We start from the raw sequence: 24,836 nt of genomic DNA, 5'->3' as shown, positions 1-24,836 counted from the left end.
TTCGGACCCATGCCGCAGATCGTGCCGCTGGGCGTCCAGCTCGTCGCCAAGACCGAGTTCGTCGCACCCGAGGGCGTGCCGTGGAGCACCGACGCCGACGGGGGCCAGGCGCTCGCCGAGTTCGCGGGGCGTGCGTGCTACCAGTCCTGGGCCAAGCCCAATCCGGCCACTGCGACCAACGCGGGGTACCTGCGCCACATCCTTCAGGTCGGGCACCTGTCCGTGCTCGAGCACGGCACGGTCAGCTTCTACCTCACCGGTGTCTCGCGCTCGCTCACCCACGAGCTCATCCGCCACCGGCACTTCTCCTACAGCCAGCTGTCCCAGCGCTACGTGCCCGAGCGGGACGCCGCCATGGTCGAGCCCGACGTCATCGCGGGCGACCCGGAGCTCCACGAGCTGTTCACCGAGGCCACCAAGGCGTCGGTCACGGCCTACGAGCGGCTGCTCGAAGGGCTGGAGAAGCGCTTCGCCGACGTCCCCAACGCCACGCTGCGGCGCAAGCAGGCCCGGCAGGCGGCGCGTTCGGTGCTGCCGAACGCCACCGAGACCCGCATCGTCGTCACCGGCAACTACCGCGCGTGGCGCCACTTCATCGCCATGCGGGCCAGTGAGCACGCCGACGTCGAGATCCGCGAGCTCGCCATCGAGTGCCTGCGCCAGCTGCAGCGCGAGGTGCCCAACGTGTTCGGCGACTTCGAGATCGCGACGCTGGAGGACGGCACCGAGATCGCATCGAGCCCCTTCGTCACCGAGGGCTGAGCTCGCGGCACTAGGGTCTGCGCGGTGAGCCTGGCGAGCACCGAGCGTGCGGGGATCTGCGACGAGTTCGAGCGGGTCGGGCCCGAGCGGCCCACCTTGTGCGAGGGGTGGTCCACGCGCGACCTGCTCGCCCATCTCCTGGTGCGCGAGCGCCAGCCGTGGGCGGCGCCCGGGATCGTGGTGCCGGTGCTGGCCCCGGTCACCGAATGGGCGATGCGCGGCTTCGACAACGTGCCGTGGGGCGAGATGGTCGGCCAGCTGCGCTCCGGTCCACCGGCGTGGTCGCCGTTCCGCATCGGCAATTTCGATGAGCTGGCCAACGGCATCGAGCTCTTCGTCCACCACGAGGACGTGCGGCGGGGTGAACCTGGCTGGGAGCCACGTCAGCCCGACGCCGAGCGTGACGGCGCACTCTGGTCCTCCATCACCCGAATGGGGCGCAGGCTCTACCGGCACAGCCCAGTGGGTATCGCGCTGCGTCGGCCCTCCGGCGACCAGCACGTCATCAAAACCGGCTCCGGCCTCGTGACGATCGTGGGTGAGCCCGCGGAGCTCGTCCTGCACGCGTTCGGCCGCGACGCCGTGCGTGTCGAGCTCGAAGGTGACGCCGCGGCAGTGGCGGCGGTGGCCGCCACGCCCCGCGGAATCTGAGGGGCGGGCCGCCCCGCCGGGAGGGCATTTCGATGCACCCGGCTCCGGCGCTGGGGGTCACTCGATGTCTTCCGGGCGGTACCGTCACCCCATGAGCCCCACCCCTCCTGGAGCGCGCTCGGCAGGCCGGCCGTTCGGCCGGGTGCTGACCGCCATGGTCACGCCCTTCGACGCCGAAGGCCGCCTCGACCTGAACAAGGCCGAAGCGCTCGCCGCCCACCTTCTCGACCTGGGAAATGACGGATTGGTGGTGAACGGCACCACGGGGGAGGGGCCCACCACCAGCGACCAGGAGAAGTCCGACCTGGTGCGGGCCGTCGTGAGCGCGGTGGGGGACCGGGCCACCGTGGTGGCCGGGGCGGGCACGTACGACACCGCCCACAGCATCGAGCTGGCGCGCGCCGCGGAGAAGGCGGGCGCGCACGGGTTGCTCCTCGTCACGCCGTACTACTCGCGGCCGCCCCAGTCGGGCCTGCTGCTGCACTTCACGGCGATCGCCGATTCCACCGAGCTACCGGTGATGCTCTACGACATCCCGCCCCGCAGCGTCATCCCGATCGAGATGGAGACGCTCCAACGGCTCTCCGAGCACCCGCGGATCCTGGCGGTCAAGGACGCGCGCAACGACCTCCGTGTCGGCACCGAGGTGATCGCCACCACATCCCTGGCGTACTACTCCGGGGACGACCCGGTGAACCTGCCGTGGCTGTCGGTCGGCGCGGTCGGCTTCGTCAGCGTGATCGGGCACGTCGTGGCCGACCGCCTGCGGGAGATGCTCGACGCGTTCGAGGCCGGCGATGTGGAGCGCGCCCGTGCTGTGAACGCGAGCTGCCTGCCGATCACCCGCGCGATGGGGCGCGTCGGTGGGGCGGTGTTCTCGAAGGTAGGGCTTCAGCTGCGCGGCATCGACGTCGGCAACCCTCGTCTGCCGCTGCCCCCGGCCACCGACGAGCAGGTGGAGGCGGTGGCGGCCGACCTGCGTGCGGCCGGAGTGCCGCTCGGTCCCGACGCGTACCGATGTGCCGGTGAGGTGAGCGGCTTGTCCGCATCCAGCGGCAGAAGCCTTGAGGTCGGGGTCGCCTACCGCTGAGCGTCCTCCGGCACGTTCTTCACCACTATCACGAGGAAAACTACTTGAGTCGTCCCCCTGCACGGTCCGACCGCCCCCGGTCCGATCGCCGATCCCGCCCGCCCAGGCGCGAGCAGAGCCGCCCGGCTCCCCCAGAAGCGGTCAATCCTGTCGAGCTCCCGGCCGCGCCCCCGCCGCCGTTGCCGGACGGTGCCCTGCGCGTGGTCGCGCTGGGAGGCATCGGCGAGATCGGCCGCAACATGACCGTGTTCGAGTACGAGGGCAGACTGCTCGTCGTCGACTGTGGCGTGTTGTTCCCCGCCGAGGACTCCCCGGGCGTCGACCTGATCCTGCCCGACTTCCGGGCGATCGAGGAGCGCCTTGACGACATCGACGCTCTCGTGCTCACCCACGGCCACGAGGACCACATCGGTGCGGTGCCGTTCCTCCTGCGGCAGCGCCCTGACCTGCTGATCGTCGGCTCCCGATTCACGCTCGCACTCGTGGCGGAGAAGTGCAAGGAGCACCGCCTCACCCCCCATCTGCTGGAGGTGAAGGAAGGCGCCCGAATGCGGCACGGGGCGTGGGACTGCGAGTACTTCGCGGTCAACCACTCCATCCCGGACGCCCTGGCCGTCGCGATCCGCACGCCCGCGGGCCTGGTGCTGCACACCGGTGACATCAAGCTCGACCAGCTTCCGCTGGACGGCAGGCTCACCGACCTGGCGGGATTCTCGCGGCTCGGGGACGAGGGCGTGGACCTGTTCCTCGTCGACTCCACCAACGCCGACGTCCCCGGGTTCGTGATCGCCGAGCGCGAGATTGGCCCCGTACTCGACGGGGTCTTCCACAACTCGCCCGCGCGCATCATCGTGGCCTGTTTCGCGAGCCACGTGCACCGCGTGCAGCAGGTGCTCGCCGCGGCGGCCGAGCACAGGCGAAAGGTCTGCTTCGTCGGCCGGTCGATGCTCCGCAACATGGGACTGGCCGCCGAGCTCGGGTTCCTGGACGTGCCCGAGGGCCTGCTCGTCGAGCTCGACGAGGCGATGGATCTGCCCGACAACGAGCTGGTGATCGTCTCCACCGGATCCCAGGGCGAGCCGCTCTCGGCGCTCGCCCGGATGGCCCGCGGCGACCACCGCTCGGTGGCGATCAAGCCCGAGGACACGATCATCCTGGCCAGCTCGCTGATCCCGGGCAACGAGACGGCCGTGTTCGGCGTGATCAACGGGCTCACCCGGCTGGGCGCCACCGTCGTGCACCAGGGCAACGCGAAGGTGCACGTCTCCGGCCACTCGCCGGCGGGGGAGCTGCTGTTCCTCTACAACGCCGTGCGGCCGAGCAACGTCATGCCGGTGCACGGGGAGTGGCGCCACCTGCGGGCCAACGGCCGGCTCGCCGTGCAGACCGGGGTGCCGGAGAAGTCGGTGGTGCTGGCCGAGGACGGCGTCGTCGTCGACCTGGTGGACGGCAAGGCGTCGATCACCGGGCGCGTCGAGGTGGGTCGCGTGTACGTCGACGGGCTGGCCGTCGGTGACATCGGCGAGAGCACCCTCGGCGACCGCCTCGTGCTCGGCGAGGGCGGCTTCATCTCGATCACCGTGGCCGTCGACTCGAACACCGGCCGGGCCATGTCGCGCCCCACCCTGTCGGGCCGCGGGTTCTCCGACGACCCCAAGGCACTCGACGCGGTGCTGCCCCTCGTGGAGGACGAGCTGTCCCGCACCGAGGCCGAGGGCATCACCGACACCCACCGCATCGCCCAGGCGGTGCGCCGCGTGGTGGGGAAGTGGGTAGGGGAGACCTACCGCAGGCGCCCGATGATCGTGCCCACGGTGATCCCCGTCTGACCACCCCGCGTGCCGGGGCCGGCGGTCCGGCCCCGCACACGGAGGGTCACTCGGCCGGGTCCAGGCGCACCACGGGGAACGTGCGGGTCGTGTGGGTCTCGTACTCGCGCAGGTCGGGCCAGTAGTCCACGAGGGCCGCGTACAGCCGGTCCCGTTCGGGGCCCTCCCGCAACACCGTCGGCGTCGCCGTCAGCGTGCGCCCGCCGACCTCGATGGTCACCTCCTGCATCGCGGCGAGGTTGCCGACCCAGGCCGGCTCGTCAGGCGCGCCACCGGCCGAGCCGACGAGCAGGTAGCTGTCCTCGTGGGCCAGGTACAGCAACGGATGGACGAACTCCCGTCCGCTCTTGCGGCCGACGTCGTGCAGGAGGAGCAGCTCGACGTTCTTGAAGTGCCCGCCCATCGCCTCCTGTACGTCGCCGGCGTTGGCCCGGAAGGGGTGATGACCTCAGTGTTGATGTCGCTCACTCGTCGCCTCTCTGCGAACACGTCTGGTGGTTGCACCAGACACAATACGCTGAGATGCAGAACATCTCACGTACCGCGGATCTGCGAGGAAGAGGCGTCTTATCCGCCGTGTCGCGGCTCGTGGGGCTCCTGGCCGGGCGGCAGGTTGGAGCGGTCCGGGGCGATCACGGTGGACATGTCCCCGGAGTCCGGCAGCCGGACGTGCGGAGCGGAGTCGTCGGAGCCGATCAGCAGGTCGGCCGTGCCGGGGCGCAGCGTCTCCCCGCGGAAGAACGGCGGGGCGACGCGGCTGTAGACCAGCATCAGAATCGCACCCAGCACCAGTGCGCCGATGCCGATCAGGAAGACGCCGCCGACGCCGAACAGCGTGGTGGAGCCGGCCTCCGGCGAGGCGTAGTCGACGCTGGAGAGGACGAACGCGGCGAGGAGCATCAGCCCGCCGAGCCCGGGCAGCACGCCCTTCACCCACAGGTCACGCCCGCGTAGCTGCCGCCGGTAGAACCAGACGCAAGCGAAACCGGTGAGCCCGTAGTAGAACGCGATCAGCAGTCCGACCGCGGAGATCGAGTCGGCCAGCACGTTCCCGCTCACGAGCGTGAGCCCGAGATAGAACACGATCGACGCGATCCCCATGGCCCACGTGGAGAAGCCGGGCGTCAGGTAGCGCGGGTGGATCGACGCGAAACGCGCCGGTAGCGCGCGGTAGGCGCCCATCGACAGGGTGGCGCGTGCCGTCGGCAGGATCGTGGTCTGGGTGGAGGCGGCCGACGAGGTCAGCACGGAGATGATCAGCAGGATGACGAACGCCTGGCCGAGGCCGCTGTCACCGAACACGGCCGGGCCGATGGCGGCGAACACGTCGTCGGCGTTCTCCGGGTTGCCCAGACCGATGCCCGCTGTGCCGGTGCCGGCGAAGGCGACCGTGGAGAGCGACACCAGTGCATAGGTGGCGAGAAGCAGCAGCGTGGACAGCACGGCGGCGCGCCCGGGAGTGCGGCCCGGGTCGTCGCTCTCCTCGTTGACGGCCACGGCGGTGTCCCAGCCCCAGTACAGGAAGACGGCGATGAGCACCGCGTCGACGAGGTCGGAGAGCGAGAGGCCGCCCGGCCACAACCAGTCCAGGCTCGGGGTGATCGCACCCTCCGGGGCATCACCGCTGTAGACCTTCACCAGCGCAACCACGGCGAATGCGGCGAGCACCACGAGTTCGATGCCGAGCAGTGCGTATTGGAGCCGTGCGGAGACCTCGATGCCGCGATAGCAGATGTAGGTCATCACCGCGATCCACACCACGCCGGCGACGGTGGTCCACAAGGTGCTCGCGGCCAGCGAGTCGGCGCCCACCAGCAGGAACGAGTACTGGCCCGCGATCTGCGCGAGGTTGGCCATGACGATGATGTCGGCGGCGATGATGCCCCAGCCGCCCATCCAGCCCATCCACGGCCCGAAGGCTCGGCCTGCCCAGGTGAACGTGGTGCCGCAGTCGGGCTCGGCGCGGTTGAGCTCGCGGTAGGCCACGGCGATCAGGTACATCGGCACGAACGCCAGCAGCATGATCGAGGGCGCTTTCTCGCCCACCAGCACCACGATGAGCCCGAGGCTCGCCGCGAGGCTGTAGGCGGGGGCGGTGGACGCCAGTCCGATCACCACGCCGGAGACGAGCCCGAGGGCTCCGCCGTTCAGGCCCTTCGCACCGGGTGCCGCGCCGCTCGGTGCTGTGACCGGGGGCTTCGCCTCTGTGCTCACGGTTCCTCCCCCTGGCCACCCTGTCACCCGATGTGACGCACGCGCACCTTAGCGTCGCAGACGACGGAATTCGAGACCTACCTGTGTGATCACGGTAAAATCCGTGGCGTCTTGACGGATCGTCTACGGATTTCGTTTCGAAATTGTTGTCGAACGTCTATGGTCCAGACCGTGCTCGCCGCTCCGGAGCCGCATCCGGCCTCTCACGCGCTGCTCGACGATGTCGGCAAGGCCATCGTCGAGCAACTCCAGGAGGACGGGCGCAGGCCCTACGCCACCATCGGCCGCAGCGTGGGTCTCTCCGAGGCTGCGGTGCGCCAGCGCGTGGCGCGCCTGCAGGAGGCCGGGGTGATCCAGATCGTCGCGGTCACCGACCCCCTGCAGCTCGGGTTCCGTCGGCAGGCGATGGTCGGCGTTCGCGCCGACGGGGACGTGGTCGAGGTGGCCGACGCACTGGCCGAGATGCCCGAGGTCGACTACGTGGTGATCACGGCGGGCAGCTTCGACGTGCTCGTCGAAGCGGTCTGCGAGGACGACGAGCACCTCTTGGAGCTGGTCGGCAGGCGGATCCGGGCTCTTCCCGGCGTCCGCAGCACGGAGACGTTCGTGTACATGAAGCTGCGGAAGCAGCATTACAACTGGGGAACCCGGTGACCACGACACCCGAGACCGTCGCTGCGTCCGACCACACGACCGCTGCCGGCCGCACACCCCGCGGCACCGATCGCGGCACGGCCGCCCGCAACCACCTGTGGATGCACTTCACCCGCCACTCCACCTACGAGGACGGTGGGCAGGTCCCGATCATCGTGCGCGGCGAGGGCTGCCGGGTGTGGGACGCCGCGGGCCGCGAGTACATCGACGGCCTCGCGGGCCTCTTCGTCGTGCAGGCAGGCCACGGGCGCCGCGAGCTCGCCGACGTGGCAGCGCGGCAGGCGTCGGAGCTGGCGTACTTCCCGCTCTGGTCCTACGCCCACCCCGGCGCGATCGACCTGGCGGAGCGCCTGGCGTCGCACGCACCGGGCGATCTGAACAGGGTCTTCTTCACCACCGGCGGCGGAGAGGCCGTCGAGAGCGCGTGGAAGCTCGCGAAGCAGTACTTCAAGCTCGTCGGGAAGCCCACCAAGCACAAGGTGATCAGCCGCTCGGTCGCCTACCACGGCACCACGCAGGGGGCGCTCGCGATCACCGGCGTGCCCGACCTGCGCATCCCGTACGAGCCGCTCGTGGCCGGGGCCTTCAAGGTGCCCAACACCAACGCGTACCGCGCGCCGCACCACGTGAGCACCGACCTCAAGGCGTTCGGCCGCTGGGCCGCCGACCGCGTGGAGGAGGCGATCCTCGCCGAAGGGGCCGACACGGTCGCCGCGGTGTTCGTCGAGCCCGTGCAGAACGCGGGCGGCTGCTTCCCGCCGCCGCCCGGCTACTTCGAACGCCTGCGCGAGATCTGCGACGCCCACGACGTGCTGCTCGTGTCCGACGAGGTGATCTGTGCCTTCGGCCGGATCGGCAGCATGTTCGCCTGCGACGACTTCGGCTACGTCCCCGACATCATCACCTGCGCCAAGGGCATGACATCCGGGTACTCACCGATCGGCGCGATGATCGCCTCGGAGCGGCTGTTCGAGCCGTTCCGCTCGGGCGCCACCTCGTTCCTGCACGGCTACACGTTCGGCGGCCACCCCGTGTCGGCGGCGGTGGCCATGGCGAACCTCGACATCTTCGAGCGCGAGGGCCTCAACGACCACGTGCGCCGGGAGTCCCCGGTGTTCCGCGCGACGCTCGAGAAGCTCCTCGATCTGCCGATCGTCGGCGACGTGCGCGGCGAGGGGTTCTTCTTCGGGATCGAGCTCGTCAAGGACAAGGACACGAAGGAGACGTTCGACGCGGAGGAGAGCGAGCGCCTGCTGCGCGGGTTCCTCTCGAAGGCACTGTTCGAGGCCGGGCTCTACTGCCGGGCCGACGACCGCGGCGACCCCGTCATCCAGCTGGCCCCGCCGCTCATCGCGGGCCCGGCGGAGTTCGACGAGATCGAGGGGATCCTCCGGGGGGTGCTGACGGAGGCGTGGTCGCGACTCTGAGCAGTCTCTCCCTCTGGCACGAGCAGGTCGTCGCCGACGGGGATCCGCTCACGCCGCGGCCGCCCCTCGGCGGCGACATGGATGCCGACGTCTGCATCGTCGGGGCGGGCTACACCGGACTGTGGACGGCCTACCACCTGCTGCGCGGCGACCCCGGCCTGCGCGTCGTCGTGGTCGAGCGGGAGGTGGCGGGATTCGGGGCGAGCGGGCGCAACGGTGGCTGGTGCTCCGCGTTGTTCCCGGCGAGCACGGCGGCCCTCGCGCGGCGCCACGGCGAGGCCGCCGCGCTCGCGATGCGGTCTGCGATGCGCGCCGCCGTCGACGACGTGGGCGCGGTCGTGGCCGAGGAGGGGATCGCGTGTGACTGGCGCAAGGGCGGCACGGTGGCCCTGGCACGCACGCCCGCGCAGCTGATCAGGGCCCGGGCCGAGGCCGACGGCTCCGGCGCCGACGAGATCGCGCTGGTCGGACCCGAGGAGGCGGCAGCGCTGGTCGGGGCGTCCGGCGTGCTGGGAGCCACCGTCACCCCGCACTGTGCGCGTATCCAGCCCGCGCGCCTGGCCCGTGGGCTGGCCCGTGCGGTCGAGCGGCGAGGTGGACGCATCGCGGAAGCCACCACCGCGCGGTCGATCGGGGCGCGGCGGGTCGTGACCGACCGAGGGGTCGTGCGGGCCGGCGTCACCGTGCGGGCCACCGAGGCGTGGAGCGCGGGGCTCGCGCCGCGCTCCGTCGCCCCGGTGTACTCGCTGATCGTCGCCACGCGGCCGCTGCCGCCGTCGTTCTGGTGGGTGGCCGGGCTCGAGAACGGGCAGACGTTCACCGATCACCGCCACCTCATCGTCTACGGCCAGCGCACGGCCGACGATCGGCTCGTCTTCGGCGGCCGCGGCGCGCCCTACCACTGGCGCTCGCGGATCCGGCAGTCGTTCGACCGTGACCCTCGGGTGTTCGCCGGGCTACGCGCCGCCGCGATCGACCTGTTCCCCGCTCTGCGGCCCGCCGATTTCACCCATTCCTGGGGCGGACCCCTGGGCATCCCGCGCGACTGGCACGCGGGCGTCGGGCTCGGGCCGGACGGCGCGGGCTGGGCGGGGGGCTACGTCGGCGACGGCGTCGGGACCTCCCACCTCGCCGGCCGCACCCTCGCTGCCCTGATCCTCGGCCACGACGACCCCGTCACCGACTTGCCGTGGGTGGGCCACCGGTCGCGGCGGTGGGAGCCGGAGCCGTTGCGCTGGCTGCTGGTGAACGCCGGCCTGCGCCTGATGACCCTCGCGGACGCGGAGGAACGCCTGACGCGGCGCCCGAGCGTGGTCGCTGCGTCCCTCTCCCGCGCGCTGGGCGGGTGAGCGCCCCCGAAGTGGCGATAATCAGCGTGCGAAATGTAGCCACTAAGGGGCGGCGATGGAGATCGGGATCCGAGAGCTGCGCGACGGTCTGAGCAAGCACCTGGCCGATGTACGTCGAGGCGTCACGGTCACCGTGACCGACCACGGCCGGCCCATCGCTCGGATCGTGCCGATCGACCGGCCGAACCGTCTGGAACAGTTGCGCGCCGAAGGACGAGTCCGCCCGGCCGCTCGCCGGAAGCGACCCGCGCCCGAGCCGGTCGAAGCGTCCGGGACGGTCACCGATCTCATCGATGATCAGCGTCAGTGATCGGCTACCTCGACACCTCCGCTTTGTCCGCTTGCTCGTCGCGGAACCGGGAAGCGCGGCCTGCCGCCGGTTCTGGGGCGATTCCGACGCCGTGGTGTCCTGCCGGTTGCTCTACGTCGAGACGGCCGCGGCACTCGCCCAGGCGCTGCGGATGACCCGGCTCGACAAGGACCAGTACGAGCGGGCCCGGCACCTGCTGGATGCGCTGTGGGCCGAGGTCGAGGTGATCGAGCTCGACGAGCTTCTCGCTGTGGCCGCTGCGGAGGCAGCGCACGCCCTCGGTCTGCGCGGCTACGACGCCGTCCACTGCGCCGCAGCCGAGCAGCTGGCTGACGAGGACCTGGTCGCTGCGTCGGGGGACCGGCGGCTGTTGGAAGCCTGGAGCGAGCGCGGCCTCTCGACGTACGACACGAACGCCTGACGCCCCCGATGTGGTCGTCGCAGGGCCACTGACCCTGCGACGACCAGGCCCAGCTCCCGTACGCGGCCGCTATCCCTGTGCTCCGGGCAGGCGGAAGTCCACGTCGGCCGGGAGCTGCGCCGTGTCCATCTGCGCTTTCTGCAGCTTGCCTGCGTAGTCCCAGTTCATCGACTGCCAGCGGGTGAACTGGTCGAGCACCCACACTCCCGACTGGCGGCTCCCGTTCCCCGAACGCCCGTTGCCGCCGAACGGCAGGTGCGCCTCCGCGCCCGAGGTGGAGTTGTTGACGCTCACCATCCCGGCGCTCACCCGTTCCCGGAAGCGGAACGCGTACACCGGTGTGGAGGTGTAGATCGACGCCGAGAGCCCGTAGCCGTGCCCGTTCGCCAGCTCCACCGCTTCGTCGAACGTCCCGAACCGCGCCACGCCGACGATCGGCCCGAACGTCTCCGTCCGGTAGATCTCGTCCTCGGCCCGCACGCCGTCGACGATCGTCGGGTGGGCGTACAGGCCGGCCTCGGCGTCGCCGGCGAATCCCTCCCGCGGGTTCGCGGCGGTGATCCGGCCGGTGCCGGACGAGCCGTGCAGCGTGTGGTGTGGGCGCACGAGGTCGAGGTGGCGCTCGAAGTTCGCCAGGAACCGCGTGGAGATCATCGGCCCGTAGAGGACGTCGGCTCGCGCCGGGTCGCCGATCACGGCCGCGCGGACCGCGGCGTCGAAGCGGCGCAGGAACTCGTCGTGCACGCTCTCGTGCACCACGACCGTGCCCAGCGATGTGCAGCGCTGCCCGGCCGTGCCGAAGCCGGAGAACAGCGCGCCCTCGACGGCGAGGTCGAGGTCGGCGTCGGGCATCACGACCAGCGGGTTCTTCCCGCCCAGCTCCAGGCACGGGTTCTGCAGGTGCCGCCCGGCGAGCTCGCCGATCCGCACGCCGACTGCCGACGATCCGGTGAACCCGATCTTGTCCACCAGGCCGGCGTCGAGCGCGGCCGTGAGCCCGTCGAACGTGGCGGGTCCGTCGGTGAGCACGGTGTTCAGCACACCCTCGGGGAGCCCGCCGCGCACGAACAGCTCGGTGAACGCCTCGGCGATGGCCGGGGTGTACTCGGCGGGCTTCCACACCACGGCGTTGCCGCAGAGCAGCGCGGGCACCAGGTACCAGGAGGGCACCGCTACCGGGAAGTTCCCGGCCGTCACGATCGTGGCCACCCCGACGGGCACGCGGAACGTGAAGAGCTGCTTGTCCGGCATCTCGCTGGGCACGGTCTGCCCGTAGAGCCGCCTGCCCTCCCCGGCGAAGAACGTGCAGGTGTCGACCACCTCCTGCACCTCGCCACGGGACTCCGCGAGGGGCTTGCCGATCTCGCGCGTGACGAGCGCGGCGAGTGCCTCGGCGTTGGCCTCGACGAGCCTGCCGATCTGCTCGACCACGCGTCCCCGGACCGGAGCAGGGGTGGCGGCCCAGGCGCGTTGCGCGGCCCGCGCGGCCCGGCACGCCTCGACGAACGTGCCGGCGTCGCCGAGCAGGGCCTCCGCCACGGTCTCGCCGCGCGCCGGATCCACCGACGTGAGACGTCCGCCCGGAGCGTCCTCGCGCCACTTGCCGTCGATGAACGAACCGATCGTGCGCGGGACAGGCGCGCTCATACAGCCTCCTCGCTGACGCTCGTCAGCCGCATTCGCGGCGCTGCTGTGTTGAACGGTGAGCTCGCAAGCTCGCTCACGCTGCCACCGCCCGCGCGATCGCCGCGACCGCCAGGGCCAGATCGTCCTCGCCGATCGTCAGCGCAGGCCGCAGCCGGATCGACCGCTCACCACCGCCGAGCACGAGCACCTTCTCGTCGCGGTGCAACCGCTGCAGCGCGGCCGCCCGGGCGTGCGGCGAGGGCAGGTCGAAGGCGACGAACAGGCCGCGCCCACGGACGTTGTCGATCCCGTCGACCGCCCGCAGGTCCTCGAGCAGCCGCTTGCCGAGCGTGCCGGCCCGCTCCACAAGCCCCTCGGCCTCGATCACCTCGAGGTAGCGCCGTGAGCGCACCATGTCGGTGAGTCCCCCTCCCCACGTCGAGTTGATTCGCGAGGGCACACGGAACACGTTGTCGGGCACCTCGTCGACACGGCCACCCGCCATGATCCCGCACACCTGCACCTTCTTGCCGAACGCCACGATGTCCGGCTGGACGTCGAGCTGCTGGTAGGCCCACGCCGTGCCGGTCATCCCGCAGCCGGTCTGCACCTCGTCCAGCACGAAGAGGGCGTCGTTCTCGTGGCACAGGGCCTGCATCGCCTGCAGGAACTCGGGGCGCAGGTGGTTGTCCCCGCCCTCTCCCTGGATCGGCTCGGCGATGAAGCACGCGATGTCGTGCGGGTGCGCCTCGAACGCGGACCTGGCCTGCGCCAGCGCCCGGTCCTCGGCCGCCTGCACCTCGGTGACGTCCATCGGGAACCGGATCGCCGGAACGTCGATGCGCGGCCAGTCGAACGTGGGGAAGCGGGCCGTCTTCACCGGATCGGTGTTGGTGAGGGAGAGGGTGTAGCCGCTGCGGCCGTGGAAGGCCTTGCGCAGGTGCAGCACCTTCGTGCCACGCCCGCCGGGACGTCCGTGCAGGGCGTTGTGCTGCTGCTTCCAGTCGAACGCGGTCTTCAGCGCGTTCTCCACGGCCAGCGCGCCACCCTCGACGAAGAACAGATGCGGCAGCGCGGGGTCGCCGAGCACGCGGGCGAACGTCTCGACGAATGCGGCCATGTGGGTGGTGTAGATGTCGGAGTTGGACGGTTTGTTGACCGCCACCTCCGCCAGTTCGGCCATGAACGCCGGGTCCTCGGTGAGCGCCGGGTGGTTCATACCCAGCGGTGCCGAGGCGAAGAAGCTGAACAGGTCGAGGTGGCGCGTCCCGTTCCGTGCGTCGACGATCCAGGAGCCGCGGCTCTCATGGGTGTCCAGGACGAGGTCGAAGCCGTCCACCAGGAGGTGGCGACGAAGGCTGTCGTGCACGCGCTCGGGGGTGACGGTCTCGGGCATGCGTCCAGTGTCTTGACGCGATCCTGACGGCGCAGCCAGTCATCCGTCGGTGTTGACCGGCGAAGTGCCACCATGTCGCCCGTGACGCCGACGGATCGTCAGCTCGACGACCTGGACCGCCGATTGCTGATGCTGCTGGCCGCGGACGGGCGCGCCCCGATGGCGGAGCTGGGGCGCAGCATCGGGCTGTCCCGCACGGCCGTGCTCGCCCGGGTGCAGCGGCTCGAACGCGCCGGGGTGATCCGCGGATACCGCGCCGACGTCGTGCTGCCGGGGGAGGCCGCGGCGCACCGGGCCCGCGTCGGAATCGTGATCCGCACACCCGACGTGGCGGGGTACGTCGAGCGGCTCCGCGGGCTGTCGGGCGTGACCGAGATCGAGACGGTCACGGGGGAGTTCGACCTGATCGTGCTGGTGTCGGCCCCGAGCGCAGGCGAACTCGACGTGGTGCTGGACCGGATCTCGGGCTGGCGGGAGACCGTGCGCACCACGACCTGGGTGGTGCTCACCCGGTACGGCTGAGCCCGGGGCCTCGGATACCGCTCAGATGCCGCTGGGAACGCTTGCATGCCGGCTGAAGTCCATCAGCCAGTTGACCTTCCACGTGCGCCCGGCGTCGTAGGAGAAGGACTGCTGCCACCGGGGAGTCTTTCCCGCCAGCCACTCGAACCGCACCGTGACCGCGTAGCCGCCGATGACGTCGTCGGCGAGGAACACACCCTGGTCGCCGGTGAAGGAGCCGACCATCGGCGGATCGAGGTGGCCCGGGTTGCGGCTGGAGCTCCACCAGATGTTCCAGGTGCCGGCCGACGGATCGAACAGCCGCAGCGTGAAGCCCTCGAACGGGGCGCCGTCGGGCGGATCCGGGACGTCCATGCGGTCGACGTGCCCGACCCCCCGCAGGACCGGGAACACCTCACTGGTGGCGTCGAACTCCACCCATTCCTCGCAGCGCGGATCAGTGGTGTCGCGCAGCTTCCTGTTCTGCACCCGCCACGAGCCGTGGATGAAGTCGAAAGCGCGCGCCCCGTCGTCCGTCACGGCGATCACTCTCTCAGTGACCCCCGACACTCCCTGCACTGGCGTCCCGACGGACCACGACGGGCGGGTGTCGGTCACCGGACCGGGGCGCTGTCCCGGATACCGTGGGGGTCATGGCAGGACGATCGACCGCCGGCGGCAGCCGGAGCACCGCGGCGGCGGCGTCCCGCGGGACGAGTGGGCGCAAGCCCGCCGCTCGCAAACCCGCCGTGCGAGACTCCGCCCGGTCAGCGGCGCGCCGCTCGTCCGGCTCCGGCCGCCGTCCCGCGGCCCGCAAGCCACCGCCCCGCCGCGGGCCCGACCTGCTCGACCGCGGGCTCGACGCCGTCGGCCGCGGGATCGCCGGGCTCGGTCGTGCGGCGGGTCGCGGTCTCGGGCGCACCCGCGAGCTCGACCCCGCCCACCGTCGCGACGGGCTAGGCGTCGTGCTGCTCGTGCTGGCGGTCGTGAGCGCGGCCGGTATCTGGTGGGGAGCAGGCGGCCCGGTCGGCAGATGGCTGTCCGCCGCGGTCGGCTACGTCATCGGGCTCGGGTCCGCGGTGCTGCCGGTGGTGCTGGCGCTGACCGGTGCCGCCCTGATGGCCACGCGACCGCACCCGGAGGCCCGCCCGCGGGTGGCGGTCGGGTCCCTGCTGCTGACCCTCGGCGTGCTCGGGCTCGTGCACCTCGCCGCGGGGCGTCCTGACGCACCCGGCCTCTGGGTCGACGGCGGCGGCGCGCTCGGCTACCTGGCCGCCACCCCGCTCGCCACCGGCCTGACGGCGTGGGTGGCGGTGCCCGTGCTGGTGCTGCTGTCCGGGTACGCACTCCTGGTGCTCACCGGCACGCCGGTGCGCGAGGTCCCCGCCCGTTTCCAGCGGCTGCTCGGGCCGGGCGTCGGCGACGCGGCCCTTGCCGACGGCGACGGGGTCGAGCCCACGGCCGATCCCGTCACCGACACCCCACCCGTGGCGCTGCGGCGCCCGTCGCGGCGGCGGCAGGCGTCGCGGGTGGCGGACCCCGACCAGGACACCGGCAACGAGACCCCGGCGGCGCCGGAGGCCTCCGCGGCACCCGACGAGCCGCCTGCGGCGCGCCCGAGGCGCAAGCCGCCCGCCACCGTGCCGGCCACCCCGCCTGCCGAGCCCGAGCCCGACGGGGCCGTCGGCGAGCAGTTGCGCCTCACCGTCTCCCCGACGGAGGGGGATGGCACCTACATCCTCCCTCCCAGCGACCTGCTGCCCACCGGGCCGGTGGCCAAGCTCCGCAGCAGCGCCAACGACGCGATGATCGAGTCGATCACCGGCGTGCTCGACCAGTTCTCGGTGGACGCCCAGGTCACCGGCTTCACCCGTGGCCCGACGGTCACCCGCTACGAGATCGAGCTCGGCCCGGCGGTCAAGGTCGAGAAGATCACCCAGCTGACCAAGAACATCTCCTACGCGGTCGCCACCGACAACGTGCGGATCCTGGCGCCGATCCCCGGCAAGTCGGCCGTCGGCATCGAGGTGCCGAACACCGACCGGGAGATGGTCCGCCTCGGCGACGTGCTGCGCAGCAGCACCGCACGCGCCGAGCAGCACCCGCTGGTGATCGGCCTGGGCAAGGACATCGAGGGCCACTTCCTCACGGCCAACCTGGCGAAGATGCCGCACCTGCTGGTGGCGGGCTCCACCGGCTCCGGAAAGTCGAGCTTCGTCAACTCGATGCTCGTGTCACTGCTCTCGCGGGCCACGCCGGACGAGGTCCGGATGATCCTCATCGACCCCAAGATGGTGGAGCTCACCCCGTACGAGGGCATCCCGCACCTGATCACACCCATCATCACCCAGCCGAAGAAGGCGGCCTCCGCGCTCGCCTGGCTGGTGGAGGAGATGGAGCAGCGCTACCAGGACATGCAGGCCAACAAGGTCCGTCACGTCGACGACTTCAACCGCAAGGTGCGCTCCGGCGAGATCACCGCGCCGCTCGGCAGCGAGCGGGAGTACCGGCCCTACCCGTACATCCTCTGCATCGTCGACGAGTTGGCCGACCTCATGATGACCGCGCCGCGCGACGTCGAGGACGCGGTCGTGCGCATCACGCAGAAGGCCAGGGCGGCGGGCATCCACCTGGTGCTCGCCACGCAGCGGCCCTCGGTGGACGTCGTCACCGGCCTGATCAAGACCAACGTTCCGTCGCGGCTGGCGTTCGCCACGTCGTCGCTCACGGACTCGCGCGTCATCCTCGATCAGCCGGGCGCGGAGAAGCTCATCGGCATGGGTGACGGGCTCTACCTGCCGATGGGAGCCGGGAAGCCCACCCGCATGCAGGGCGCGTTCGTCGGCGACGAGGAGATCTCCTCGGTCGTCACGTTCGTCAAGGAGCAGGCCGAGCCCACCTACACGGAGGGGGTCACGGCCCAGAAAGCCGGGGAGGCCAAGGAGGTCGACCCCGACATCGGCGACGACCTCGACCTGCTCCTGCAGGCGGCCGAGTTGGTGGTCACCTCCCAGTTCGGGTCCACCTCCATGCTCCAGCGCAAGCTGCGTGTCGGATTCGCGAAGGCGGGCAGGCTGATGGACCTGCTCGAGTCGCGGGGTGTCGTCGGGCCGTCCGAGGGGTCGAAGGCCCGCGACGTTCTTATCAAGCCGGACGAGCTCGAGAGCGTCCTCTGGCTGATGAGGGGCGGCGGCGGGCCCGAGCCCGACTCCGACGACGCCGACGACTGACAGTCACCCTCTGTGCACGTACTGCTCCATATGGTGGTGCCGCCGCTCCGTCGAGTGACCCCATGAACCGGGGGCACTCCGTGACGTCGTCACGGAACGTGCCAGAGTGTGGTGACTCGGGTGGATCGCGCCCGATGCGTAGGACGTCGGGAAAGGTATTCGCGGCATGTTGTGGTCCGGTCGTCGCCGGAGCGGCAAGAAACAGAAGACGGGCGGACGACAAGCACTCATGTCGATTCCCCTCACCGGTGGGCTGGTCAGCGGCGATGTCCGCGACGGCGAGGGCAAACCCCTTGCGGGAGCCCATGTCGCGATCTTCGACCGCTCCAACAAATGCGTGGCCCGCTCGGAGACCGACCCCTACGGCTTCTTCGCGGCCGCTCTGATGCCAGGCGCTTACCGGGTCCGGGCGGAGGCGGGTGGCTACCAGAGCTTCCACGAGCGCACCGAGGTCGAGTGGGGCACCCACAGTTCGCTCGGGAGCCTCACCCTCATCCCGGACGCGACGCTCACCGTGCCCACGCCGGGGCTCTACGAGATCGACCCCGACCACTCGGCGATCCGGTTCGTGGCGCGCCACATCGCGATGTCACGGGTCTACGGGCAGTTCATGGAGTTCGCCGGGCAGATCTACATCGCCGAGCGCTTCGAGGACTCCCAGGTCGAGGTGCTGATCGACGCCGCGAGCGTCTTCACCAACGCCGAGAAGCGCGACGCCCACCTGCGTTCGGCCGACTTCCTCGACGTCGCCCGCTTCCCGAAGCTGCACTTCACGAGCCACCGCTTCAGCCGTCCCGGCGGCAACCGCTGGCTGATCGACGGCGAGCTCACCCTGCACGGGATGACCAGCGACGTGCAGCTCGACACCACATACCTCGGCATGCAGGAGTGGAACGGCATGCGTGCGGGCTGCACCGCCACCACGGAGCTGCACCGCGAGCACTTCACCGTGAACTGGCAGCAGATCCTCGCCCGTGGCGTGCCGGTGGTCGGATCGACGATCCAGATCACCCTCGACATCCAGGGCATCCTGCAGTCCGCGAAGTGATTCCGGGCGGTTCGCGGCGCGGGTCAGTGGGCCTGGCGTTCGGCGAGCCACGTGGTGGCGGTGGTGCCCGCGAGGTCGCGGAAGTCGCGGGAGAGGTGGGCCTGGTCGACGTAGCCGGCGTCGGCAGCGACGGCGGCCAGAGAGGGACGCCGGGGGCCGCGTAGCTGGTCGCACGCCCGCTCGAACCGGATCACGCGCGCGGCGGTCTTCGGGGAGAGGCCGGTCTCGACGCGGAACTTCTCACCGAGATACCGCCTGCTCCAGCCCACCTCGCGGGCCAGCTCCGAAATCCGCAGGTTGCCGCCCGTCTCCTCGAGGCGGTCCCAGGCGTAGCCCACCTCGGGGAGCACGCCCTTGTCGCCCGGTCCGCGCGCGGCGAGCGCCGCGAACTCGGTGTCGAGCAGTGCGAATCGCTCCGCCCAGCCGGGCGCCGCGGCCAGCCTGGCCAGCAGCGGTTCCGTGCGCCGTCCGAGCAGCGCATCGAGATCGACGACATCGCCCGCGAGTTCCCCGGCGGGCACTCCGAACAGCGCGCGGGTGCCGCGCCACGTGAGTCGCAGTTGCAGGCCCGTCTGCGGATCGCCGTGGGCGATCTCGGCAGGCGCCTGATGCAGCCCGGCGACCATCGCGACGAACGCGCCGGGCGGCTTGCTCCGGTCGGGGTTGGCGACCATCTCGACCTTGCCGTCGAGGCAGAGCACGAACGTGAGATGGGGTGATGCCACGCCCTGGTGGACCGAGCGCGGCGAGGCCTCGGTGCGGTAGCCGGCGTAGCCGCTGACGTGCGGGCGCACCGCAGCGGCCGGACGGCGCGCACACATCCGCCACGAGCCGGGAGCGGGCGCACGCTGCACATCGCCGACCGAAGCGCCGACCGAAGCCGCCATAACGGGCAGGCTACCGGCGAGGTCCGACAGGAAGGCGCCGGAAATCGTCGCGGGCGGACCAGGGCACCTCGGAGGCGAGCCGGCCTACCGGTGGCCGGTCGCCGCACCCGGCTCCACCGGCAGCTGCAGGAGCATCCGCACGTTGCCGAGGGTGTTCGGCTTGACGTGGGCGAGGTCGAGGAACTCGGCCACCCCGGCGTCGTACGAGCGCAGCATCGCGGCGAAGACGTCCGGCTCGACCGGGGTGCCGTCGATCTCGGCGAAGCCGTGGCGGGCGAAGAACTGCTTCTCGAAGGTCAGCACGAACAGCCGGCGCAGTCCCAGCTCGCGCGCACTGCCGATGAGTCCGGTGACGATCGCGTGGCCGACGCCGCGGCCCATCACCCGCGGGTGCACGACCACCGTGCGGATCTCGCCGAGGTCCTCCCACAGGACGTGCAGCGCGCCGCAGCCGACCACCTCGCCGTCGAGCTCGGCGACCAGGAACTCCTGTACCGACTCGTACAGGGTGACGATCTCCTTGGCCAGCAGCACGCGGCCCGCGTAAGCATCCACGAGCTGCTTGATCGTCCCTACGTCAGCGGTCCTCGCCCGCCGGACGGCCACCGTTGCCACGACGGGTCAGACTAGATCACGGGGGCACGGATACCCTGGTGCCCGTGCCAGAACCCCGCCCTGCCGTGCCCCACTCCGCTATCCCTCCACGCGGTGATGACGGCGCGCCACGGCGGGCCGCCCTCCTCACGCTCGGCTGCGCCCGCAACGAGGTCGACTCCGAGGAGCTCGCCGGCAGGCTGGAGGGTTCCGGCTGGGAGCTGGTCGATGCCGACGGCGAGGGCTCGGCCCCGGACGTGATCGTCGTGAACACCTGCGGGTTCGTCGAGCAGGCGAAGAAGGACTCGATCGACACGCTTCTCGCCGCGTCGGACGCCGCGAAGGCCACCGGCGCGAAGGTGGTGGCCGTCGGCTGCCTGGCCGAGCGCTACGGCGCCGAGCTGGCCGAGAGCCTGCCGGAGGCCGATGCCGTGCTCGGCTTCGACGCCTACCCCGACCTCGCCGAACGCCTCTCCGACGTCATCGGCGGCCACGCGCCCGCTCCGCACGTGCCGGTCGACCGCCGCACGTTGCTGCCGATCTCGCCGGTCGAGCGGCCGGCCGCGGCGCTGGACGTCGCGGTGCCGGGCCACGCCTGGGTGCCGAACCTCTCCCGCACGCGCCTCTCCGACGGCCCGGTCGCGCCGGTCAAGCTGGCGTCCGGGTGCGACCGCCGGTGCGCGTTCTGCGCCATCCCCTCCTTCCGCGGCTCGTTCGTCTCCCGCCCGCCGGACGACGTGGTGGCGGAGGCCGCCTGGCTCGGGATGCAGGGGGTGCGCGAGATCGTCCTGGTCAGCGAGAACTCCACGTCCTACGGAAAGGACCTGCCCGGCGGCACCCGCGCGCTGGTACAGCTCCTGCCCCGGCTGGGAAGCGTGCCGGGCGTCGACCGCGTCCGGCTCAGCTATCTGCAGCCCGCCGAGGTGCGACCCGACCTGATCCGGGCCATCGCGACGACGCCCGGTGTCGCGCCGTACTTCGACCTGTCGTTCCAGCACGCGAGCCCCGCGGTACTGAGGCGGATGCGCCGGTTCGGGTCGCGGGAGAACTTCCTCGACCTCTGCGAGCGCATCCGCGACCTCGCGCCCGAGGCCGGGATCCGCAGCAACGTGATCGTCGGGTTCCCCGGCGAGACGGAGGAGGACCTGCAGGAGCTGGAGCAGTTCCTCATCGGGGCGCGGCTCGACGCGGTCGGTGTCTTCGGCTACTCCGACGAGGACGGCACGGAGGCGGCGGGCTACGACGGCAAGTTGCCGCCCGAGGAGGTCACCGCGCGCGTCTCGCGGATCAGCGCGCTGGTCGACGAGCTCATGGCCCAGCGGGCGGAGGACCGTGTCGGTACGGAGGTCGAGGTCCTCGTCGAGGCGGAGGAGGACGAGGACTTCGAGTGCACCGGCCGTGCCGCGCACCAGGCGCCCGAGGTCGACGGCGAGTGTGTGTTCGAGCGGGGGTCCGGGCTCGAGGTCGGTGATCTGGTGCGGGCGGTCGTCGTCGGCACCGAGGGCACCGACCTCGTCGTCTCGCCGCGCGAGCTGCTGCCCCGCAGCGACCTGGACGCCGCTCCTCCCCGGAGCGCCGCCACGGCGGGCGCCGGGCGGGAGTCGGGGTGAGTTCTGTGCCCGCCGGCCCGCCGCCGCTGCTGAACATCGCCAACGTGCTCACCGGAGTCCGGTTGCTGTTGGTACCGGTGTTCGTTGCGGTGCTGTTCGTCCACGACGGCACGAACACGGGCTGGCGGCTCGCCGCGTTCGGTGTCTTCGCGCTCGCCGCGATCACCGACCGGTACGACGGCGAGCTGGCTCGCAAGCGAGGCCTGGTCACGGCGTTCGGCACGATCGCCGACCCGATCGCCGACAAGGCGCTCACCGGCGCGGCCCTGATCGGGCTGTCCGTGCTGGGGATGCTGCCCTGGTGGGTCACCATCGTGATCATGGTCAGGGAGATCGGCGTGACCGTGCTGCGCTTCTCGGTGCTCCGGCACGGGATCATCCCGGCCAGCCGCGGGGGCAAGGCGAAGACGCTCGCCCAGGCGCTGGCGATCGGGCTCTACCTGCTCCCGCTCACCGACCTGTTCGGCGCACCCGACGCCGTCGAAGCACTGAGGTGGGCGGTGCTCGCGGTGGCGCTCGCCCTCACCGTTGCCACGGGAATCGACTACGTCGTTCGGGCGGCGCGGCTGCGCTCCGCAGCCACCGCCCCGGTGCCCGACACGAGGTGAACCGGCGTGTTCGCCGTGGGCGGACGCGACCGTCTGCCGCGTCCGGAGACGCCACGCGGCAGGAATCGGTACGGTGATCTCACCGGCGCGGTGTCCACGTTGGCCGGCGGATCACGAGGAGGGTCGCATGGCGGTGCTGATGCGAGAGGCGATCGGCGGCACTTTGCGGCGTGCGCGCACGGAGCGCAGGCGCACCCTCCGCGAGGTCTCGCGGCGGGCACGGGTGAGTCTCGGATACCTGTCCGAGGTGGAGCGGGGCCGCAAGGAGCCCTCCAGCGAGCTCCTCGCAGCCATCTGCGAGGCACTCGACATCGCGCTGCACGAACTGCTCACCGAGGCTGCCGAGACGATCGCAGCCGAAGCGCTGGCCGCTGAGGCTGCCACCCTGCGTCGCCCGGTCGGGCTGCGGCACATGGACCTGCGGCTCGCCGGCGCGTCCGACGGTCCCGCGGCCCCGTCCACCCTGCCGTTGTCCCCGGTGTCCCCGGTGTCCCCGCGCCACCCGGTTCCGCAGCCGTCGCCGCAGCCCGTGGCGCTGCAGCCGGTCGGGGCGGTCTGCGCGGCCGCCTGACACGGCGGAGGTCCCCACTGCCGTCCTACGCTCACCGGCACCCGTCAGCCTTGTGCGGCGGGTGCCGGTGGTGTATTCGCACGTCGTGGGTCCCTCGGAGGCGTCCGGAGCGGTAGCCTGACCTCCGGGTCGCCCCGACGGTGGCCTCCGGATCATCCCCGATATCGTCGGCGCGCGGTGGAAGCCGGGCCTGTCCGATGCCACGATGGGAGCAGACGTACCGGCGACCCGTGCCGGAAGGCCCGGACAACGACATGCAGCGGCGAGCGGCGCCGCACTCGGAGGGCGGAGCAGATGGCCAACGGTTTCACGAAGGCCTGGAAGTACTTGATGGCGCTGTTCTCGTCCAAGGTCGACGAGTACGCCGACCCCAAGGTACAGATCCAGCAGGCGATCGAGGATGCCCAGCGGCAGCACCAGGCGTTGTCCCAGCAGGCGGCAGCGGTGATCGGCAACCAGCGTCAGCTCGAGATGAAGCTCAACCGGCAGCTCGGGGAGATCGAGAAGCTGCAGGCGTCGGCCCGGCAGGCGCTCGTGTTGGCCGACCAGGCCCGCGCCTCCGGCGACGAGACCAAGGCCGGGCAGTACGAGCAGTCCGCGCAGGCGTTCGCCACGCAGCTCGTCACCGCCGAGCAGTCGGTCGAGGACCTGAAGACGCTGCACGACCAGTCGATCCAGGCAGCGGGCCAGGCGAAGCAGGCCGTCGAGCGCAACTCGATGATGCTTCAGCAGAAGATCGCCGAGCGCACGAAGCTGCTGAGCCAGCTCGAGCAGGCGAAGATGCAGGAGCAGGCGGCTGCGTCGCTGCGGCAGATGTCCGAGCTCGCCGCGCCCGGCAACACGCCTTCCCTCGAGGAGGTCCGCGACAAGATCGAGCGGCGCTACGCCAACGCGATCGGTTCCGCGGAGCTGGCGCAGAACTCGGTGCAGGGCCGGATGCTGGAGGTGCAGCAGTCCACGGTCGACATGGCCGGGGCGAGCCGCCTCGAGCAGATCCGCGCCTCGCTGCACGGCACACCGGTTGCGGGCGAGGTCACGGCGGGCGACACCGCCGCCATTCCGGCCAACCCGCAGCTCAACAAGCAGCAGCAGCCTGGCACCGCCTGAGTAGGCCTTCTACCAGCGCTGACGCCGCTCGTCCCCCACCGGGGACGGGCGGCGTCGGTCGTTTCGCGGCGACGCCGGACGTGGGGAGGGGCCCGGCTGGCAGCGGGGGCACCAGTAGGCGATGCGGGCGTAGGGGCCGTCCCCCTGCTCGGCGGTGCGGATGCGGGTGCCGCAGCGCCGGCAGCGCTGCCCGCCCCGCTCGAACACCCAGGTCTGACGGCCGCGCGCCAGCTCACCGGTCGTGGACTGCTGCGGGCGGTCGGCATTGCGCAGCAGCAGCTCACGGGCCAGCGCGATCGCGGCCCCCGGGTCCCGCACGTCTCGAACGAGCGTCCACGGCGAGAGCCCGAGCAGGAAGCACACCTCGGTCTTGTAGAGGTTCCCGAGGCCCGCCATCACCCGCTGCTCGAGAAGCACGAGGCCGAGCTCCGAGGATCCCCGCACCGCGAACCGGCGTAGCGCTTCCGCGGCGTGCGTCTCGTCCCAGGTGGGGTCGAGCAGATCGGGCCCGAGATGCCCGACGAGCCGTTCCTCCTCGATGGTCGGCAGCAGCTCCATGTCGTGCAGCGAGAACCCGACGGCGGTGCGTTCGGCGGTCTCGAGCACGGCGCGGGCCTGGTGCGCGGGCCGTTGCCAGGACATTCCGGGGCGGTAGAGGTGCCACGACCCGTCCAACCGCAGGTGGCTGTGCAGGCTGCGGCCGTCGTCGAAGCGGGTGAACAGGTGCTTGCCGACGGTCGCGACGTCGAGCACGGTGCGTCCGGCGAGGTCGTGCTCCACGAGCCGCGGGTGCCGCAGCTCCCCCCGCACGAGTGACCGGCCGGAGAGCGCGGCTCGCAGGCGCTTACCGGTGAGGTAGACGGTGTCGCCCTCCGGCACGAGCCCGACGGTAGCGCGGGCCGCGCCGGTCCACCGATCGGTGGAGCCGGGGTCCACCGCGGGCGCCCGGGA

24 protein-coding genes are annotated in these 24,836 nt (G+C 71.4%); 16 read left to right on the top strand and 8 right to left on the bottom strand.

The genetic code is table 11. From position 1 onward, the window contains the following. Positions 1 to 9 precede the first annotated feature (9 nt). The 4 genes from thyX (at position 10) to ABD743_RS27850 (ending at position 4,332) form a co-directional block, all read left to right on the top strand. Positions 10 to 762, top strand: a complete 753-nt coding sequence (thyX, locus tag ABD743_RS27865; RefSeq protein ID WP_344725310.1) for an FAD-dependent thymidylate synthase — start codon at positions 10 to 12, stop codon at positions 760 to 762. A gap of 24 nt (positions 763 to 786) precedes the next feature. Beyond that, positions 787 to 1,413 carry a TIGR03085 family metal-binding protein gene (locus ABD743_RS27860; protein ID WP_344725309.1) on the top strand — a complete coding sequence of 209 codons (627 nt, stop codon included), beginning with the start codon at positions 787 to 789 and terminating at the stop codon, positions 1,411 to 1,413. Between the two features lie 91 nt (positions 1,414 to 1,504). After that, positions 1,505 to 2,503 carry a 4-hydroxy-tetrahydrodipicolinate synthase gene (dapA, locus tag ABD743_RS27855; RefSeq protein ID WP_344725308.1) on the top strand — a complete coding sequence of 333 codons (999 nt, stop codon included), beginning with the start codon at positions 1,505 to 1,507 and terminating at the stop codon, positions 2,501 to 2,503. Positions 2,504 to 2,703: 200 nt separating this feature from the next. After that, a complete protein-coding gene (locus ABD743_RS27850) occupies positions 2,704 to 4,332 on the top strand; it encodes a ribonuclease J (protein WP_344725307.1) in 1,629 nt (542 codons plus the stop codon). 46 nt (positions 4,333 to 4,378) lie between these two features. On the opposite strand, the gene ABD743_RS27845 is transcribed toward ABD743_RS27850, so the two are convergent. Continuing rightward, positions 4,379 to 4,735, bottom strand: coding sequence for a nitroreductase family deazaflavin-dependent oxidoreductase (locus tag ABD743_RS27845; RefSeq protein WP_344725306.1), 357 nt, complete (start codon positions 4,733 to 4,735; stop codon positions 4,379 to 4,381). A 164-nt stretch (positions 4,736 to 4,899) separates the two neighbouring features. After that, positions 4,900 to 6,546, bottom strand: a complete 1,647-nt coding sequence (locus tag ABD743_RS27840) for an APC family permease (protein ID WP_344725305.1) — start codon at positions 6,544 to 6,546, stop codon at positions 4,900 to 4,902. Positions 6,547 to 6,705: 159 nt separating this feature from the next. Here ABD743_RS27840 and ABD743_RS27835 point away from each other — a divergent pair, with 159 nt between their 5' ends. From ABD743_RS27835 to ABD743_RS27815, 5 genes are all read left to right on the top strand, one after another. Beyond that, a complete protein-coding gene (locus ABD743_RS27835) occupies positions 6,706 to 7,200 on the top strand; it encodes an Lrp/AsnC family transcriptional regulator (RefSeq protein WP_344725304.1) in 495 nt (164 codons plus the stop codon). A 101-nt stretch (positions 7,201 to 7,301) separates the two neighbouring features. Next, positions 7,302 to 8,627 (top strand): aspartate aminotransferase family protein, encoded by a 1,326-nt coding sequence (locus ABD743_RS27830; protein WP_344725430.1) that lies wholly within the window; start codon positions 7,302 to 7,304, stop codon positions 8,625 to 8,627. Continuing rightward, positions 8,612 to 9,976, top strand: coding sequence for an NAD(P)/FAD-dependent oxidoreductase (locus ABD743_RS27825; RefSeq protein WP_344725303.1), 1,365 nt, complete (start codon positions 8,612 to 8,614; stop codon positions 9,974 to 9,976). The genes ABD743_RS27830 and ABD743_RS27825 overlap by 16 nt, the downstream gene beginning before the upstream one ends. A 55-nt stretch (positions 9,977 to 10,031) precedes the next feature. Beyond that, positions 10,032 to 10,286 (top strand): type II toxin-antitoxin system Phd/YefM family antitoxin, encoded by a 255-nt coding sequence (locus tag ABD743_RS27820; protein ID WP_344725302.1) that lies wholly within the window; start codon positions 10,032 to 10,034, stop codon positions 10,284 to 10,286. 31 nt (positions 10,287 to 10,317) lie between these two features. Beyond that, positions 10,318 to 10,707, top strand: a complete 390-nt coding sequence (locus ABD743_RS27815; RefSeq protein ID WP_344725301.1) for a type II toxin-antitoxin system VapC family toxin — start codon at positions 10,318 to 10,320, stop codon at positions 10,705 to 10,707. A gap of 69 nt (positions 10,708 to 10,776) precedes the next feature. On the opposite strand, the gene ABD743_RS27810 is transcribed toward ABD743_RS27815, so the two are convergent. Both ABD743_RS27810 and lat read right to left on the bottom strand, forming a co-directional pair. Then, entirely contained in the window at positions 10,777 to 12,354 is a 1,578-nt protein-coding gene (locus tag ABD743_RS27810) for an aldehyde dehydrogenase family protein (RefSeq protein ID WP_344725300.1), read from the bottom strand. 73 nt (positions 12,355 to 12,427) lie between these two features. Further along, the gene (gene lat, locus ABD743_RS27805) at positions 12,428 to 13,729 is read right to left on the bottom strand and encodes an L-lysine 6-transaminase (RefSeq protein ID WP_344725299.1); all 1,302 of its coding nucleotides are present in this window, start codon (positions 13,727 to 13,729) and stop codon (positions 12,428 to 12,430) included. 81 nt (positions 13,730 to 13,810) lie between these two features. Between lat and ABD743_RS27800 the strand changes: the two genes are divergently transcribed. Next, positions 13,811 to 14,251, top strand: coding sequence for an Lrp/AsnC family transcriptional regulator (locus ABD743_RS27800; protein WP_344725298.1), 441 nt, complete (start codon positions 13,811 to 13,813; stop codon positions 14,249 to 14,251). Positions 14,252 to 14,272: 21 nt separating this feature from the next. Here the strand turns inward: ABD743_RS27800 and ABD743_RS27795 are convergent, their stop codons facing one another. After that, positions 14,273 to 14,770 (bottom strand): hypothetical protein, encoded by a 498-nt coding sequence (locus tag ABD743_RS27795; RefSeq protein ID WP_344725297.1) that lies wholly within the window; start codon positions 14,768 to 14,770, stop codon positions 14,273 to 14,275. 113 nt (positions 14,771 to 14,883) lie between these two features. Between ABD743_RS27795 and ABD743_RS27790 the strand changes: the two genes are divergently transcribed. Together ABD743_RS27790 and ABD743_RS27785 are read left to right on the top strand one after the other, a co-directional pair. Further along, a complete protein-coding gene (locus ABD743_RS27790) occupies positions 14,884 to 17,460 on the top strand; it encodes an FtsK/SpoIIIE family DNA translocase (RefSeq protein ID WP_344725296.1) in 2,577 nt (858 codons plus the stop codon). A 229-nt stretch (positions 17,461 to 17,689) separates the two neighbouring features. Further along, complete coding sequence (locus tag ABD743_RS27785) at positions 17,690 to 18,508, top strand: YceI family protein (protein ID WP_344725295.1); 819 nt, start codon at positions 17,690 to 17,692, stop codon at positions 18,506 to 18,508. A gap of 23 nt (positions 18,509 to 18,531) precedes the next feature. Here the strand turns inward: ABD743_RS27785 and ABD743_RS27780 are convergent, their stop codons facing one another. Both ABD743_RS27780 and ABD743_RS27775 read right to left on the bottom strand, forming a co-directional pair. Beyond that, positions 18,532 to 19,395: a helix-turn-helix domain-containing protein gene (locus ABD743_RS27780; RefSeq protein ID WP_344725294.1), complete on the bottom strand. Its 864-nt coding sequence runs from the start codon at positions 19,393 to 19,395 to the stop codon at positions 18,532 to 18,534. An 84-nt stretch (positions 19,396 to 19,479) separates the two neighbouring features. Then, positions 19,480 to 20,010 (bottom strand): amino-acid N-acetyltransferase, encoded by a 531-nt coding sequence (locus ABD743_RS27775; protein ID WP_344725293.1) that lies wholly within the window; start codon positions 20,008 to 20,010, stop codon positions 19,480 to 19,482. A 65-nt stretch (positions 20,011 to 20,075) separates the two neighbouring features. Between ABD743_RS27775 and rimO the strand changes: the two genes are divergently transcribed. The 4 genes from rimO to ABD743_RS27755 all read left to right on the top strand — a co-directional run bounded on the left by rimO (position 20,076) and on the right by ABD743_RS27755 (position 23,885). Next, the gene (rimO, locus tag ABD743_RS27770) at positions 20,076 to 21,599 is read left to right on the top strand and encodes a 30S ribosomal protein S12 methylthiotransferase RimO (RefSeq protein WP_379659118.1); all 1,524 of its coding nucleotides are present in this window, start codon (positions 20,076 to 20,078) and stop codon (positions 21,597 to 21,599) included. Next, positions 21,596 to 22,207, top strand: a complete 612-nt coding sequence (gene pgsA / locus ABD743_RS27765) for a CDP-diacylglycerol--glycerol-3-phosphate 3-phosphatidyltransferase (RefSeq protein WP_344725292.1) — start codon at positions 21,596 to 21,598, stop codon at positions 22,205 to 22,207. The genes rimO and pgsA overlap by 4 nt, the downstream gene beginning before the upstream one ends. A gap of 127 nt (positions 22,208 to 22,334) precedes the next feature. After that, entirely contained in the window at positions 22,335 to 22,778 is a 444-nt protein-coding gene (locus tag ABD743_RS27760; protein ID WP_344725291.1) for a helix-turn-helix domain-containing protein, read from the top strand. Between the two features lie 294 nt (positions 22,779 to 23,072). After that, complete coding sequence (locus ABD743_RS27755) at positions 23,073 to 23,885, top strand: PspA/IM30 family protein (RefSeq protein WP_344725290.1); 813 nt, start codon at positions 23,073 to 23,075, stop codon at positions 23,883 to 23,885. A 9-nt stretch (positions 23,886 to 23,894) separates the two neighbouring features. Here ABD743_RS27755 and ABD743_RS27750 read toward each other — a convergent pair whose 3' ends face one another. After that, positions 23,895 to 24,764, bottom strand: coding sequence for a DNA-formamidopyrimidine glycosylase family protein (locus tag ABD743_RS27750; RefSeq protein WP_344725289.1), 870 nt, complete (start codon positions 24,762 to 24,764; stop codon positions 23,895 to 23,897). Positions 24,765 to 24,836 lie beyond the last annotated feature (72 nt).

Origin of the sequence: Pseudonocardia yunnanensis (genome assembly GCF_039534065.1) — a bacterium.
GTDB lineage: Bacteria > Actinomycetota > Actinomycetes > Mycobacteriales > Pseudonocardiaceae > Pseudonocardia > Pseudonocardia yunnanensis.
Note: the sequence above shows the minus strand (reverse complement) of the source record. Positions and strands in the feature narration are given on the sequence as shown.